This window comes from Streptomyces sp. UC4497 (assembly GCF_054871485.1).
In genome coordinates this window covers 460,965-475,516 of record NZ_JBTYHB010000002.1, presented here as the reverse complement: position 1 = coordinate 475,516, position 14,552 = coordinate 460,965, and the positions used below count along the sequence as shown (strand labels likewise).

13 protein-coding genes are annotated in these 14,552 nt (G+C 71.2%); 7 read left to right on the top strand and 6 right to left on the bottom strand.

Features of this window, described 5'->3' with window-relative positions; translation table 11 throughout:
* Positions 1-221: 221 nt before the first annotated feature.
* Together ACYSUO_RS04895 and ACYSUO_RS04890 are read left to right on the top strand one after the other, a co-directional pair.
* Positions 222-857, top strand: coding sequence for a LysM peptidoglycan-binding domain-containing protein (locus tag ACYSUO_RS04895; RefSeq protein WP_461774724.1), 636 nt, complete (start codon positions 222-224; stop codon positions 855-857).
* A gap of 110 nt (positions 858-967) precedes the next feature.
* On the top strand, positions 968-1,525 hold the full coding sequence (locus tag ACYSUO_RS04890; protein WP_461774723.1) for a transglycosylase family protein: 558 nt from the start codon (positions 968-970) through the stop codon (positions 1,523-1,525).
* On the opposite strand, the gene ACYSUO_RS04885 is transcribed toward ACYSUO_RS04890, so the two are convergent.
* The 3 genes from ACYSUO_RS04885 to ACYSUO_RS04875 are packed head-to-tail and all read right to left on the bottom strand — an operon-like array spanning position 1,503 to position 5,371.
* Positions 1,503-2,288: an ATP-binding cassette domain-containing protein gene (locus ACYSUO_RS04885; protein WP_461774722.1), complete on the bottom strand. Its 786-nt coding sequence runs from the start codon at positions 2,286-2,288 to the stop codon at positions 1,503-1,505. The two genes, ACYSUO_RS04890 and ACYSUO_RS04885, sit on opposite strands and share 23 nt — an antisense overlap.
* A complete protein-coding gene (locus ACYSUO_RS04880) occupies positions 2,285-4,894 on the bottom strand; it encodes an ABC transporter permease subunit (RefSeq protein WP_461774721.1) in 2,610 nt (869 codons plus the stop codon). The genes ACYSUO_RS04885 and ACYSUO_RS04880 overlap by 4 nt, the downstream gene beginning before the upstream one ends.
* A 12-nt stretch (positions 4,895-4,906) precedes the next feature.
* Positions 4,907-5,371: a hypothetical protein gene (locus ACYSUO_RS04875; protein WP_461774720.1), complete on the bottom strand. Its 465-nt coding sequence runs from the start codon at positions 5,369-5,371 to the stop codon at positions 4,907-4,909.
* A gap of 157 nt (positions 5,372-5,528) precedes the next feature.
* Between ACYSUO_RS04875 and ACYSUO_RS04870 the strand changes: the two genes are divergently transcribed.
* The 4 genes from ACYSUO_RS04870 to ACYSUO_RS04855 all read left to right on the top strand — a co-directional run bounded on the left by ACYSUO_RS04870 (position 5,529) and on the right by ACYSUO_RS04855 (position 9,633).
* A complete protein-coding gene (locus ACYSUO_RS04870; RefSeq protein ID WP_461774719.1) occupies positions 5,529-6,134 on the top strand; it encodes a hypothetical protein in 606 nt (201 codons plus the stop codon).
* Positions 6,109-7,389: an ABC transporter substrate-binding protein gene (locus tag ACYSUO_RS04865; protein WP_461774718.1), complete on the top strand. Its 1,281-nt coding sequence runs from the start codon at positions 6,109-6,111 to the stop codon at positions 7,387-7,389. Before ACYSUO_RS04870 ends, ACYSUO_RS04865 begins: the two co-directional genes overlap by 26 nt.
* Positions 7,390-7,555: 166 nt before the next feature.
* Positions 7,556-8,806 (top strand): glycosyltransferase family 4 protein, encoded by a 1,251-nt coding sequence (locus ACYSUO_RS04860; protein WP_461774717.1) that lies wholly within the window; start codon positions 7,556-7,558, stop codon positions 8,804-8,806.
* Between the two features lie 56 nt (positions 8,807-8,862).
* A complete protein-coding gene (locus ACYSUO_RS04855; protein ID WP_461774716.1) occupies positions 8,863-9,633 on the top strand; it encodes a hypothetical protein in 771 nt (256 codons plus the stop codon).
* Between the two features lie 41 nt (positions 9,634-9,674).
* Here ACYSUO_RS04855 and ctaD read toward each other — a convergent pair whose 3' ends face one another.
* Entirely contained in the window at positions 9,675-11,360 is a 1,686-nt protein-coding gene (gene ctaD / locus ACYSUO_RS04850) for an aa3-type cytochrome oxidase subunit I (protein ID WP_461774715.1), read from the bottom strand.
* Between the two features lie 333 nt (positions 11,361-11,693).
* Here ctaD and ACYSUO_RS04845 point away from each other — a divergent pair, with 333 nt between their 5' ends.
* The gene (locus ACYSUO_RS04845) at positions 11,694-11,909 is read left to right on the top strand and encodes an I78 family peptidase inhibitor (RefSeq protein ID WP_327664062.1); all 216 of its coding nucleotides are present in this window, start codon (positions 11,694-11,696) and stop codon (positions 11,907-11,909) included.
* A 121-nt stretch (positions 11,910-12,030) separates the two neighbouring features.
* Here the strand turns inward: ACYSUO_RS04845 and ACYSUO_RS04840 are convergent, their stop codons facing one another.
* Positions 12,031-13,020, bottom strand: coding sequence for a phosphatase PAP2 family protein (locus ACYSUO_RS04840; protein ID WP_461774714.1), 990 nt, complete (start codon positions 13,018-13,020; stop codon positions 12,031-12,033).
* A 222-nt stretch (positions 13,021-13,242) separates the two neighbouring features.
* A complete protein-coding gene (locus ACYSUO_RS04835) occupies positions 13,243-14,376 on the bottom strand; it encodes a hypothetical protein (protein ID WP_461774713.1) in 1,134 nt (377 codons plus the stop codon).
* Positions 14,377-14,552 lie beyond the last annotated feature (176 nt).

The following is a 14,552-nucleotide window of genomic DNA, read 5'->3' as shown; positions in this document are numbered from 1 at the left end:
GGTTTTCCAAGGAAGTTGGACCGGTGAGCTGAGTCACAGATCATCAGGGCGACAGGTCGACAAATACCGAAATCCCTGTATGTATCGGTTGGCCGGAAATCGCCGGTACCCGGGGTAACGGCGAACTGGCCTGGCGGGACAAGCCATTGGTTGCCGCGGCCCTCGTGCGCTGCCTAGATTCCACCGCCGTCCGCAACGAGCAGTCCACGAGAGGGATTCTCATGTCCGCGCCGAACCGTATGGCTCGCACGACAGCGGTCTTCACCGGGGTGGCCCTCGCCGCCCCGCTCGGTCTCCTCGCCCTCGCCGGCCCCGCCCAGGCGGCGGACGGCGGCGTCTGGGACCGCATCGCACGCTGCGAGAGCGGTGGCAACTGGCAGATCAACACCGGGAACGGCTACTACGGAGGGCTTCAGTTCTCGGCAGGCACCTGGCGTGCGTACGGCGGAGGGGCGTACGCCGCGACGGCCGACCGGGCCACCAAGGGGCAGCAGATCGCTGTCGCGACGAGGGTGCAGCGTGCGCAGGGATGGGGCGCATGGCCCACGTGTTCGGCACGGGCCGGGGCGTACGGCAGTGCACCGGGAGCCCAGGCGGCGCCCAAGGCCGTGCCCAAGGCCGCCCCGAAGGCGGCGCCGAAGGCCGCGCCCAAGGCCGTGCAGAAGCAGCGCGGTTCCGGCCACACGAACCGCGGCGCCGCCCGCGGTGGCGGCTACGTCGTCCGCGGCGGCGACACCCTCGGCAGCATCGCCGCGGCCCACGGCACCAGCTGGCAGCGCCTCTACGCCGCGAACCAGGCGGTGGTCGGGGGTGACCCCGACCTGATCATGCCGGGGCAGCGGCTGCGCCTCGCCTGATCGCACATGCACCGCGTGGCCCCACCCGGTCCGCCGACCGGGTGGGGCCACGCGGCGGGCACGGCGCGGCACGACGGGCGGCCGCGCATCGGCTGCCTAGCGTCCGCGCTATGGACGTGACCGCTACGTTTCCGAAGGCGCACGGCCCGCGGCGGTGGGCGGCGGCCCTGCTGGGCGTGCTGCTCGCACTGACCGCGCTGCCGGCCCTCGCCCCCAGGGCGGATGCCGCCGAACCGTACGACTGTGCCAAGACCGAGTGGCCGTGGTCCTGCCTCGCGGAGTGCGAGAGCGGCAACGACTGGGACGAGAACACCGGCAACTCCTTCTACGGAGGGCTCCAGTTCCAGCAGTCCACGTGGGAGGAGCACGGTGGCTTGAAGTACGCGCCGCGCGCCGACCTCGCGACCCGCGCCGAGCAGATCAAGGTTGCGGAGGAGGTGCTGCGCACCCAGGGCTGGGAGGCGTGGCCGGTCTGCTCCAAGCGGTACGGGCTCAAGGGGCGCGTCCATGTGGTGCAGCGCGGCGACACGCTGGCGTCCATCGCGCGGCGCTTCAAGGTGGAGGGCGGTGCGGAGGCGCTCTACAAGGCCAACCGCGACGTGATCGGGTCGCACCCGGACCGGCTCGAGGAGGGGGCGACGCTGGTCATTCCCGAGCCGGGGAAGTAGTCGGGCTGATCGGGTTCGGTCGGAGCGGCGGGGTCTCGGTGGCCTCGCCCCGGAACACGACCGCGCCGCGGCCGAGTTCGTAGACGAAGACCGTCGCCCCGCCCGGCACCTCGCCCGTCGCCCCGCTCGGCGCTCCGCGCAGGCCGGGTGGCAGGCGTTGCTCGGCGAGCACCACGCAGGCGTCGAGTTCGCGCAGAAGGGCGTACGTGCGGGTGGCGACCGGCGGGGCCATGCCCTGGGTGGGCTCGTCGACGAGGACGACGCGGGCGGGGGCGAGCAGGGCGCGGGAGACGGCGAGCATCCGCTGCTCACCGCCGGAGAGGGTGCCGGCGCGGCGGGCGAGGAGCGGGCGCAGCTCGGGGTAGGCGTCGAGGGCGGCGCCGAAGGCCCGTTTGTTCGCCGCTTTGTCTGCCGCTGTGGTTTCTGCTTTGTTTGCCGCCAGCCGGAGGTTGTCGGCGACGGTGAGGTCGGCGAAGACGGCCTGCCGGTCGGGTACGAAGCGCAGGCCGGCCGCGGCGCGGGCGTGGGCGGTGTGCCGGGTGACGTCGACTCCGTCCCACACGACGGACCCGGCGGTGAGCCGTACGGTGCCGGCGAGGGCGCGCAGGGCGGTGGTGCGACCGGAGCCGTTCGGCCCGAGCAGGACGGTGAGCGCGTGGGCGGGGGCGGTGAGGGTGACGCCGTGGAGGGCTTCCAGGGGGCCGTAGCGGACGCGGGCGTCGCGCAGTTGGATGCCGGCGCGGGCGCCGGGGCCGGACGTCATGAGGGCTCCGGGGTGCGGTCGAGGACGGAGTCCGGGGCGCCCGAACCCACGATGCGGCCCGCCGCCATCACGTGGACGGTGTCCGCGAGTTCGGCGACGAGGTCCAGATCGTGCTCGACGACGAGCACGGCGACGCCGTCGGCGGCGAGCGCCCTCAGCAGCCGGGCGAGGGCGGTGACCTCTGCGGGGTCGAGCCCTGCGGTCGGTTCGTCGAGCAGCAGCACGTGCGGGTCGCCGGCCAGTGCGCGCGCCAGTTCGACGCGGCGCAGCGTTCCCGTGGGGAGGCCGCGCGTCTCCTGTTCGCCCCGCAGTCCGAACAGGCGCGTCATCCGTTCCGTGGCTGCCGGGTCCCGTACGCGGCCCTGTTCGGCGCCGATCCGGATGTTCTCGGCGACGGTCAACGAGGGGAAGACGACGAGCTGTTGGAAGGTCCGTGCGATGCCGAGTCGGGTGCGGGTGTGGGCGGGCAGCCGGGTCACGTCGCGTGGGCCGAGCCGGATCCTGCCGGTGTCCGGGCGTAACGTCCCGGCGAGGCAGTGGAACAGGGTGCTCTTTCCGGCGCCGTTGGGTCCTACGACGGCGGTGATGGTGCCGCTGGGGAGGTGGATGCGTACGTCCTGGAGGGCGGGGTGGGGGCCGTAGGTGACGGTGAGGTGGGTGGCGGTGAGTGTGGCGGGGGTCGGGGCCGGTCTTGTTGCGGTGGTCCGCGCCCACGTCACGGGGCTCTGCCCCGGACCCCGCTGCTCAATCGCCGCAGGGGCTTGAGGTGCCGCAGGGGCTTGAAGTGTCAGCAGCTCCCGGGCCGCCGACCCCCGCCCCGTAAGACGGCCGCGGCCCCGGTTCCAGCCCCGGACGTTAAACCCCCGGCCCACCAGCACCGCCAGTACCCCGATGGCCAGTGCCGCCACCCCGCCCCGAGCCCCCGCGTCCAGGCCCACCAAGAGGCCCGCGCCGAGTAGTGCGGCGAAGGGGCTGTCCGCGCCGAGGACCACTATCGCCGCGAACCACAGCAGGCCCCGTATCGGGTCGTACGCCGACGGGTCGAAGGAGTGCAGGCCGAACGTGAGCAGGCCGCCGCCCAGTGCCGCGAGGCCCGCCCCCACCACGAACACCGCGACCTTCAGGGCAGGCACCCCGACCCCCGCCGCCGACGCGCCCGCCTCGTGGTCCCGGACCGCCGCGAGGGCCCGGCCGACCCGCCCCCGTCGCAGGCCTGCCACGAGTGTCAATGCCCCGGCCAGCAGGGTGAGTTCGAGTAGGTAGAAGGTCCGGTCGTCGCCGAAGCCCGCGGGGCGCGGTGGTGTGAGGCCCGACGTCGCGTACGGCTGCGCGAACACGAATCGGCTCACCCCGACCCCCACCGCGAACGTCGCCAGCGCCAGTGCGAGGCCGTGTCGCCGGATCGCGGGCGCGGCGGTCAGAAGGCCCAGTGGGGCCACCAGAAGAACCGCCACCAAGAGGGCTGGCAGGCCCGGGAGTTGGGGGAGGCCCGGGAAGTGGCCCGTCGTGAGCAGTGTCGCGAACAGGGCGCCCAGGCCCGCGAATGCGCCCTGTCCCAGGGCCAGTTGGCCCGCCCTCCCCGTCACCAGCACCAGTGACAGCAGGATCAATGCGAGTGCCGGGACCTGGATCGACGTCCGCAGGTCCGGGCCCGCGAACCCGAGCGGCAGCAGGAACAGCACCCCCGCCACCAGCCACGCCTCCCGCGGAGCGGCCCGCGTCCGGCGCGTCACCGTCGTCGGCAACGCCCCCTTCCCGCCCACCCCCGGGAGGGCGAGCGCCGCGATCAGCAGCGCCACCACGAACAGGTTCGCCCCCACCGCCTGGACGAGCGGCTCGGCCCACCCGCGGGGATGCAGCCGCGTCAACTGGCTCTGTGCGACCCCGATCGCGAGCGCCGCCCCCACCGCCACCCCGAGCCGTCGCATGCCCGCCGCGACCGCCACCGCCACGACCTCCATCACCAGCAACGGCAGACCGTAGGGGTCGAGACGTACGTAAGGGGCCAGGAGTACGCCCGTCAGGCCCGCGGTGAACGTGCCGAACGCCCAGCCCGCCGCCGCGACCCGGTCCGCGTCGATGCCGCCGAGCACGGCCAGCGGACGGTTGTCGACGACCGCCCGCAGCTCACCGCCGAACCGCGTCCAGCGCGTCACCGCCCACACCGCGACCCCGATCGCGCAGGCCACCGCGAGCTGCCCCCACGGCTCCCCGGGGAGCAGCCTCGGCGCGTCCTCCTGCGCTCCCGTGCCCCACAGGAGCGCCGCCGTCCCGACGAGGAGGACGAAGACGCCGATCGAGGCGACCAGAGTGCGCGCCGGATCGCCGCCCGACACGGCCAGTGGTCTGAACACCCAGCGTTCCAGGGCGAGTCCGAAACCCGGCGCCACCACCAGGAGCACCAGCGCCGCGGCCGCCCACAGCGGCGCCTCCCACACCACCACCAACTGCCGCAGCAGATAAGCGCAGAGCATCGCGATCGCGCCGTGCGCGAAGTTGAGGACGCCCGTCGCCCGGTAGGTGACGATCAGGCCGATGCCGGTGAGCGCCGCCGCCGCTCCCACCGAGAGTCCGGCGAGCGTGAGGTCGTACGTGAGGGACGACACGACCCGGACTCCTCAACTCCCGTTGGGTGGTTCGCAGATGGGGCACGGGGCCAGTCCCGCCTCCGTGATCGCGCCCGCGTCCGCGGGGACCGCCTGCGGCTTGCCCTCGACGAGCGGGCAGTCGGAGCGGTGCCACAGCGTGCCGCCGGGCATCATCAACAGTCGGCCACTGGAGGCGGCCAGGGGTGCGGGATCCAGGGTGTCGGGCGCCGGATCGGCCGTGACCAGCAGCTCGTAGAGCCGCTCCACGCGCGACGTGGCGAGCGTGTTCCTGCCGTACGTGAGGAGCACCGCGCCCGCGATGATCAGGGCCGCGCCCGGCACCGTGCAGGAGGCCAGATAGGGGAGCTGGCGCTCGGCGAAGCGTTCGCCCGACATTCCGTACCAGCCGACCACGCAGAGCACCGCCCCGACGGCGAGCGCCGCGAGCCCCGCCCACAGGGCCGGGTGCACAGAACGTAGTCGGGCAGTCCGCATCGCCGGCCCCCACTGGTGTGCGCGTGTGTCTGGTCTTGTCCGCCGATCGCTTGCACTATGCCTTCTGGAGTCCAACTCGGAAAGCTCCGGGGGCAGTTGGCCGATCACTTTGATCCGGTCGGCCCCGCCCCCGGACCGACACCCGGCGGTGAGCCTGATGATTTTCGGGAGCACACCTCGCACACTCCGCACACCTCGCGCGACTCGCGGACGGGGCCCGGCGCTCGCGCTCGCCCTGGCCCTGGTTCTCGGCCCGGCCCTGGCGGCCTGCGGCGACGACAGCGGCGGTGACGACAGCGCCCCGCCGACGCCGAGCTCGAAGCCGACCACGAGCAAGGAGCCCACGAACGAGGAGCCCACGAGCGAGGAGCCCTCGTCGGAGCGGCCCGACGGGAGCGGGCCCGCCGACCGTGCCGCCGCCGAGAAGGAGATCAAGGCCAACTGGAAGAAGTTCTTCGCCCCGAAGGTGTCGATGGAGGAGAAGGAGGACGTCCTGGAGAACGGCGCCAAGATGCGCCCGGTCCTGAAGGGCTTCAGCGGCGACAAGCGCGGCGGCCAGGTGGAGGCCACCGTCACCGAGGTCGCCTTCACCTCGGGGAGCGAGGCGGACGTGACCTACGCACTCGCCCTCAAGGGCGCGACGGTGCTGCCCGACGCCAAGGGAACGTCCGTCGAGCAGGACGGCACCTGGAAGGTGTCCGTCAACACCCTGTGCGCGCTGGTGCAGCTGAGCGGGAATGCGTCGCCGGGTCCCGGCTGCTGAGGCCCTCGCCGCGAGTCTGGTCCTGGTGGCCGTCGCGGCCTGCGGGTCCCGGCTGCCGGAGAGCGACTTCGAGGACCGCTCCGCCCCCGCGCCGCGCTCCACCGCGCCCCTCCACGTCGGCATCATCACCAGCGCCACCAGCCCCGTCGGCGGCGCCACCTTCACCGACACCCGCGACGGCGCACAGGCGTACTTCCGTAACCTGAATCGAAAAGGCGGCATCCAGGGGCGCCGCGTCGAGGTGCACCTGTGCGACGACGGCGGCAGCGGTGTCGGCAACACGTCCTGCGTGCACAAACTCGTCGACGAGCAGAAGGTCGTCGCCCTGGTGGCCACCACGGCGCTGGACTACGCGGGCGCGGAACGCGTCTCCCACGCGCGCGTGCCCGACATCGGCGGCCAGCCGATCGGCGCCGCCTACGACACCTATCCGCACCTGTACGGGATCTACGGCAGCCTCGCCCCGCGGAACGGGACGCCGGGCTGGGGCGGGAAGCTGTACGGCGGCACCGAGGTCTACCGCTACTTCAAGCGCGAGCACGGCGCCCGCACCGCCGCCGTCGTCTCCTACAACCAGGCCGCTTCGGCCGCGTACGCCCGCCTGGTGACGCGCGGACTCAAAGCCGAGGGCTATCGCGTCGTCGGCGAGCAGCTCGACTTCGCGCTCCCCAACTTCCGGGCCGCGGCCGCCGACCTCAAGGACGCGAAGGTCGACCTCGTCTTCGACGCCGTCGACGCGCACGGCAACGCGAAGCTCTGCGAGGCCATGGACGAGGTCGGCGCCCGCGTCACCGCGAAGGTCACGAACGTACAGAACTGGACCTCGTCCGTCCGGTCCGCCTACAAGGACGCGCCGCACTGCCGCGCCTCCCTGTGGGCCACCGGCGCGAGCCGCAACTACGAGGACACCGGGCACCCCGCCGTACGCGCCTTCCGCGACGCCACCAAGAATCTGAAGACGCACTCGCAGTGGCAATTGGAGGGCTGGGCCGCCGCGATGTGGTTCACGGACGCCGCCCGCTCCTGCCGGACGGTCACGCGCGCGTGCGTCGACCGTTTCATGGAGCGCCGCGTACGGTACTCGGCCGATGGCCTGCTGCTTCCCGTGGCATTCGCGAGGCTGGCGGAGCCGCCGAGAACTCGAGAGGCGTGCCTGTCGGTCGCGAGATGGACCGACGCGAAGGGCTGGGTCACCCAGAACGGCGGTATGACGCACACCTGTTCTGACGTCCCGCAGCTCTCCTACCAGCCATGATGTGACCCCTGATGGGCGATTTCGCCAGTTGGTTCCCGAAAACAGCTACCAATTCCGCATCTGTTCAGGAACAAGATGATGATGAGGAACAACCCTCGCCAGGTCATCTCCGTCTAACTACCCGGTAGGCGGAGAAGACGGACTGTTCAGACAGATACGAGGGCGCATGCAGATTTCTTTCCTGATTCACAATGCGTACGGGATCGGAGGGACGATCCGCACCACGTACAACCTTGCCAGCGCGCTTGCCGACCACCACGACGTGGAAGTCGTATCCGTCTTCCGGCACCGGGACGAACCGGTGTTCTCGCCGGACCCGCGCGTGCGGGTCCGCCACCTGGTCGACCTGCGCAAGGGCACCGCGGGGTACGAGGGCGACGACCCGGAGTTCCAGCGGCCCGCCGCGGTCTTCCCGCGCAGCGAGGGGCGCTACGAGCAGTACAGCGCGCTCACCGACCGGCGGATCGCCGAGCACCTCGGCTCGCTGGAGGCCGACGTCGTCGTCGGCACCCGGCCCGGGCTCAATGTGCACCTCGCCCGGGACACCCGGCGCGGAGTGCTGCGCGTCGGCCAGGAGCACCTCACCCTCGGCACGCACTCCACCGAGCTCCGCCGTGAGCTGCGCGGCAGCTACCCGCGCCTCGACGCGCTGACCACGACCACCGAGGCCGACGCCTTCGCCTACCGCGAGCAGCTGCGTCTCCCGGGCGTGCGCATAGAGGCGATGCCCAACCCGGTTCCGCAGCCCGGCATCGCGCCCGCCGACGGCAGCGGCAAGTGGGTCGTGGCGGCCGGCAGGCTCGCGCCCGTGAAGCGCTACGACCTGCTGGTGCGCGCCTTCGACCAGGTGCGCGCCGAGCGGCCCGACTGGCGCCTGCGCATCTACGGGGGCGGCAAGCAGAAGGACAAGCTGCGCCGGCTCATCGACGAGCTCGGCCTCTACAACCACGTGTACCTCATGGGGCCCGCCCACCCCATAGAGCCGGAGTGGGCGAAAGGTTCCCTCGCCGCGGTGACGTCGAGGTTCGAGTCCTTCGGCATGACGATCGTCGAGGCGATGCGCTGCGGTCTGCCGGTGGTCGCCACCGACTGCCCGCACGGCCCCGGTGAGATCATCGACAACGGTGTCGACGGCCGGCTCGTCAAGGTCGGCAGCGTCGAGGCGATCTCCGGCGGCCTGCTCGAACTCATCAACAACGACACCCTGCGCCAGGAGATGAGCGCCCGCGCCCTCAGGGGTTCCGAGCGCTTCGACCCGGCGCGGATCGCCGAGCGCTACGAGGACCTGTTCGGCTCGCTCGCCGGCCGCGGCTCCCTCGGGCTGCTGCACCGGGCCCGCGGTTCGCTCCTCGGCGGCGCCTACGCGGTGCGCGACGCCCTGCGACCGCGACCGCAGCGGAAGGGACACCCCGTATGACAGCCCCCACGGCTCCGCCACCGCCGTGCCCCGAAGACAGCGACAGGAGCGTCCGCATGCCGCCCCGAGCCGACTGCATCGCCGACTCCGCCGGCGGGCTCACCTTCGACGTCACCGACCACGGGTCGCCCGACCCGGCGACCCTGGTGCTCGTCGACCGGGCCTCGGGGCAGACGGTGCGGCTGCCGCTCACGCCCACCGGCGAGGGGCGGCTGCGGGCGTCGCTGCCGATAAGCGTCTCCGTCGCCGAGGGCCGCTGGGACGCGTACGCACAGGTCGCGGGTGACGAGCCGGTGCGGCTCGTGCCGGGCGTCAACGACCTGCGCTCACTGGTGGATCGGGCGCCGAGCGGCTCGCGCGGCTACGTCGCCGTACGCATCCCGTACACCACCAAGAACGGCAACCTCACCGTGCGCAGCTGGCTGCGGGCGCCGCACGCCGAAGCTGGCGAACTGCTCATCGCCGACGGCGAGCTGACCGTGCACGGGCGGGTCTACGGCGCCGAGTTCACCGCGAAGGCGTACGCGGAGATCCGCTCCCGGGCCGTGCACGGCCCGGCGCTGCGCGGCGAACTGGACTGGGACGGGCCGCGGTTCACGCTCCGCATCGGCTACGACGAGCTGCGCGAGGGCCGTTGGGACCTGTGGCTGCGGCCCGCGGGGGACGACGGGCCGCGGGTGCGGCTCGCCCGGCTGCTCGACGACATCGCCGACAAGAAGCCCATCTTCACGTACCCGGCGACGCGGGTGACCGTCCCGGGCCGCGGCGAACTGTCCGCGGAGGCCTACTACACGGGCGCCAACGACCTCTCGATCCAGGTGACGTGACGTCGACCTGAGACAGGCCTTGTCAGGCCTTTGGGGCCCGACTACGACTTCCGGTGCGAGACGGCGGGCCGGTCCTCGTGCGCCGCGAACTCCGGGTGGTGCAGGTCGAACGCCGGGGATTCCGAGCGGATCCTCGGCAGCGTGACGAAGTTGTGGCGCGGCGGCGGGCAGGCCGTCGCCCACTCCAGGGACCTGCCGTACCCCCACGGATCGTCGACCTCGACCTTCACCCCGTACTTCGCCGTCCTCCAGACGTTGTAGAGGAACGGCAGCGTGGACAGGCCGAGCAGGAACGCGCCGATCGACGAGAGCGTGTTCAGCGCCGTGAAGCCGTCCGCCGACAGATAGTCCGCGTACCGGCGCGGCATGCCCTCCGCGCCCAGCCAGTGCTGGACCAGGAACGTCGTGTGGAAGCCGACGAACAGCGTCCAGAAGTGGATCTTGCCGAGCCGCTCGTCGAGCAGCTTCCCCGTCAGCTTCGGCCACCAGAAGTAGAAGCCCGCGAAGGTCGCGAAGACGACCGTGCCGAACACCACGTAGTGGAAGTGCGCCACCACGAAGTACGAGTCGGTGACATGGAAGTCCATCGGCGGCGAGGCGAGGATGACGCCGGTCAGGCCGCCGAAGAGGAACGTGGTCAGGAAGCCGATCGACCACAGCATCGGCGTCTCGAACGACAGCGAGCCCTTCAGCATCGTCCCGGTCCAGTTGAAGAACTTCACGCCCGTGGGCACCGCGATCAGGAACGACATGAACGAGAAGAAGGGCAGCAGCACCCCGCCCGTGGCGAACATGTGGTGCGCCCACACGACCACCGACAGGCCGGTGATCGCCATCGTCGCGCCGACCAGCATCGAGTAGCCCCAGATCGGCTTGCGGCTGAAGACCGGCAGGATCTCGCTGATGATCCCGAAGAAGGGCAGCGCGATGATGTAGACCTCGGGATGCCCGAAGAACCAGAAGAGGTGCTGCCACAGCAGCGCACCCCCGTACTGCGCCTCGAACACCACGGACCCGAACCGCCGGTCCGCCTCCAGGCAGAGCAGCGCGGCCGCGAGCACCGGGAACGCGAGCAGCACCAGGATCGACGTGAACAGCGTGTTCCACGTGAAGATCGGCATCCGGAACATCGTCATGCCGGGCGCCCGCATCCCGATGATCGTGGTCAGGAAGTTCACCGAGCCGAGGATCGTGCCGAACCCGGCGAGCGCGAGCCCCATGATCCACAGGTCGGCCCCGATGCCGGGGGAGCGGGTCAGGCTGTTCAGCGGCGCGTACGCGAACCAGCCGAAGTCCGCGGCCCCGCCCGGCACGACGAGCGAGCCGAGCACGATCAGGCCGCCGAAGAGGAACAGCCAGTACGAGAACATGTTCAGGCGCGGGAACGCGACGTCCGGCGAGCCGATCTGCAGCGGCATGATCTCGTTGGCGAAGCCGGCGAAGGTCGGCGTCGCGAACAGCAGCAGCATGATCGTGCCGTGCATCGTGAACAGCTGGTTGTACTCCTCGTTGGAGAGCATCTGCATGCCCGGACGGGCCAGTTCGGCCCGCATGAGCAGGGCCATCAGCCCTCCGATGAGGAAGAACGCGAACGACGTGACCAGGTAGAGGTGGCCGATCTTCTTGTGGTCGGTCGTGGTCAGCCAGTCCACGACGATCCGGCCCGGACGCCGCTCGCGCGCGGCCCCCACCGTCGCAGGCCCGGCCTGCACCCCGGTCGTACCCATCGCTTGCCCCCTCGCTGCTCTGCTGCGCGCCTCGGGCCTGCTGCGGACTCAGGCCATGATGCTCGCGCGGCACCCGTGGCGACAGAGGGCGTACCGCTGTTTCTGGCATGGACAGACAATTCCCGGACGGCCTCAACTCGCCCGTGCCGCCGCCGGATTCGGAATGCCCGGGGAATTGCGCGCGGGCCGTCGCAATTCCCCCCGCGCCGCGCAGAGAAAGCGAAAGTAAGAAGCGAGTAAGAAGCAGGAAACCCTCGAACGTGTGAGGAACTCCTAATAGCCAACTGTCCTGATCTTGTGACAAAAGTGTGACGCGCGGCCTACGGTGGCGGCATGGCACCCATTCCCACCCCGCCGACCGACCCGCAGGACAATCCGGACGCGTATCTCGGCCTCGAAGCAGAGGCCGCCGAGTCGCAGGCCCGTGGCCGCGGCTGGACCTCCGTGAGGCAGTTGCCGCCCGGCGCGATCATCACGATGGAGTACTTGACCGGCCGGCTGAACTTCGAGGTCACGGACGGAAGAGTGACGCGCTGCTGGAAGGGCTGAAGGCCCCTGAAGCGTGCGAAGGCCCCCGAACCTGCAAGAGGTTCGGGGGCCTTCGCGGTGCGGGGCTTGGTTGTGCGTACCGGGCCCCGCTGTCTGTGGGCGCGCTCGTCCGTGGGCGCGCTCAGGACACCGTTCTCGTCGACGGCGTCCCGCGCGTGACTCTCTCCGAGGTCGGTCGGCGGCTGCCCGCCGGAGTGATCGGCGTGCGCTCACCGCGCGGGGTGTGCGGGCCCTGCGGGAGCAGCTGGCGGCTCGATCTGGTGGTCCCGACGGACTCGCGCGTGCGGGCGGTGGTCAGCGCGGGGACCGGAGCCGGCTCGGACTCGGGCTGTGGCAGCCGGGCGCCGGAGCGGCGACCGAGCAGGCGGTCTCGCAACGAGAGGATCCACGCCTCCGCGCGCGCCACCAGCGGCTCGAACCAGGGCAGCGCGAGCAGGATGAGCAGGCCCGCGGCCCAGCCGAGCAGCACGTCGCTCAGCCAGTGCGTACCGAGATAGACCGTGGTCAGGCCGACGCTCAGGGAGATCACCGCGGAGACCGCGGACAGCCAGCGCCTGGCCCGCGGGGTGGAGGCGAGGTAGGCGAGGATGCCCCAGGTCACCACCGCGTTCGCCGTGTGACCGGACGGGAATATATCGCCGCCCTGCCACATCTCGCTCGACCCGATGGTGGTGGCGTAGTGCGGGCCAGCGCGGCCCATGCCGTACTTGGCGGCGCCCACCGTCACGTTGAGCAGCAGCAGCGAGGTGCCGAACATCAGCAGCGGGCGCAGCGTGTGCTGCCGCCACGAACGCCAGCCCAGCCACGACATCACCATGACGGCCGTCGGACCGCGCTGGCCGAGGACGACCCAGTAGTCGAGGAAGGCGTGGATGTCCGGCCACTGCTGGTACGGCCGGAAGAACATGACCTGCCAGTCGACAGCGACCAGCCACGACGTGGCGAGCACCGCCACCACGATCGTGAGGTAGAAGGACAGGGTCAGCCCGAAGAGCACGACCCGGTGCCGGCTCATGTGGGGGATGTCCACATGGGTCGGTCGTTCGGGCTCGCGATCGAGCCTGGCGAAGACCCGCTCCACACGGCGGGTCAGGTTTCGTTCGGTACGCACCCAATCGACGCTACAGCGACCGGCAGGTGGACAAGAACGAATCAGGGGCTTTGTGATGACGATGTGATGTGGGATTGATCTCAGGTGGCCGATTATTACCACGATTTCAGCCACCCGGAAGGAATGATTCCTGAATTCAAAGATCGTTTCCGGGGCCCATTATATGACGCTTATGAATGCGTTCACCTGATGCCCGTGCGGAATTGGCCGTTCACTCACCGCTCACGGCGGACCCGACCCGTTCAACCAGAACGCTCCGTAGACCGCCGACAACGCTGCGAGACCGCCGACCACCCATGCCGACCTGCGCGGTCGCCATCGGGCGAGCGCCACCGCGAGCGGCAGCAGCAGCGGGAACGCGGGCAGCAGCAGCCGCGGCTTCGAGCCGAAGTACCCCGAGGCGCACAGCGCGAGCACGACCACGATGCCCGTGTAGACGAGCACCGGCACGGGCTGGTGCTGCCGCACCCCGGCGACGTACAGCCAGATCACCAGCGCTACCCCGACGATGAGACCGATCCCGGCCAGTGCGCCCAGCGGTGACGTGAACTGGTCCCCGATGAAGCGGGCGAAGGCCACGCCCCCGTCGAAGCCGTTGCCCCACTGCGCCTGCACGTCGAGATAGCCGAAGAGCCCGCCCCCGGTCCGCTGCCCGACCCACAGCACGTACGCCGCCGCGCCCGCCGGCGCGAGCAGCACACCGAGCACGAGCCGCCACGGGGCCCTGCGCTCCTTCGCGATCCACAGCGCCGCCGCCACCCACACCGCCACCACGACGGCCGCCCCGATCGGCCGGGTCAGCCCCGCGAGCGCGGCCAGCAGCCCCGCGCTCACCCAGTGCTGTCGCAGCACCGCGTACAGTCCCCACGCCGCGAGCGCCGTGAAGAGCGCCTCGCTGTACGCCATCGACGCCACGATTCCGACGGGCAGCGCACCCCACAGCACGGCGAGCCAGATCCCCGCCCGCCTGCCGTGCAGCAGATCCCCGACGGCGAAGATCCCCCACGCCGCCGCCAGTGAGGCCAGCAGGCTCACCACGAGGCCCGCGTCCGCGTACGACAGGGGGCTGACCGCCGAGACGAAACGTTCGAGCCACGGAAGCAGCGGAAAGAACGCGAGGTTCGAGTGCACGGTGCCGTCGGGCAGCGTCACCGACCAGCCGTAGCCGTGCTCGGCGATCCGCGTGTACCAGAGGGAGTCCCAGCGGGCCGTGAGCAGCGTGTGCGCGCTCTTGCCCGTCGCCGCGCTCCAGGCCGCGAGCACCAGCAGGCCGAGCGCCCGCACCGCGGCGTAGCCGAGCAGGGCGGGCGCGGCAAGCCGCAGCGAGGGTCGATGTCGTTGGTCCACGTCCGTCACGGCCCCGATTATCGGCATCCGTCCCGTGCGCCTCACCAGCAGGCCCCTTTCCCCGGAGTGGTGCACGCCACACCCGCTCGCGGCTGCCTTGAGAGGTCCGCCACGTGTCATTGGCGAGAACTCGCGTACGCTGACGGCTTACTCGCCTTATCGCAGCGGGGCCGGGAGACCGCTCC

Bases quoted from the DNA above. Each gene is read 5' to 3' on its own strand.
- ACYSUO_RS04895 (WP_461774724.1), top strand. From the start codon at position 222: ATGTCCGCGCCGAACCGTATGGCTCGCACGACAGCGGTCTTCACCGGG.
- ACYSUO_RS04890 (WP_461774723.1), top strand. From the start codon at position 968: ATGGACGTGACCGCTACGTTTCCGAAGGCGCACGGCCCGCGGCGGTGG.
- ACYSUO_RS04885 (WP_461774722.1), bottom strand. From the start codon at position 2,288: ATGACGTCCGGCCCCGGCGCCCGCGCCGGCATCCAACTGCGCGACGCC.
- ACYSUO_RS04875 (WP_461774720.1), bottom strand. From the start codon at position 5,371: ATGCGGACTGCCCGACTACGTTCTGTGCACCCGGCCCTGTGGGCGGGG.
- ACYSUO_RS04870 (WP_461774719.1), top strand. From the start codon at position 5,529: ATGATTTTCGGGAGCACACCTCGCACACTCCGCACACCTCGCGCGACT.
- ACYSUO_RS04865 (WP_461774718.1), top strand. From the start codon at position 6,109: ATGCGTCGCCGGGTCCCGGCTGCTGAGGCCCTCGCCGCGAGTCTGGTC.
- ACYSUO_RS04860 (WP_461774717.1), top strand. From the start codon at position 7,556: ATGCAGATTTCTTTCCTGATTCACAATGCGTACGGGATCGGAGGGACG.
- ACYSUO_RS04855 (WP_461774716.1), top strand. From the start codon at position 8,863: ATGCCGCCCCGAGCCGACTGCATCGCCGACTCCGCCGGCGGGCTCACC.
- ctaD (WP_461774715.1), bottom strand. From the start codon at position 11,360: ATGGGTACGACCGGGGTGCAGGCCGGGCCTGCGACGGTGGGGGCCGCG.
- ACYSUO_RS04845 (WP_327664062.1), top strand. From the start codon at position 11,694: ATGGCACCCATTCCCACCCCGCCGACCGACCCGCAGGACAATCCGGAC.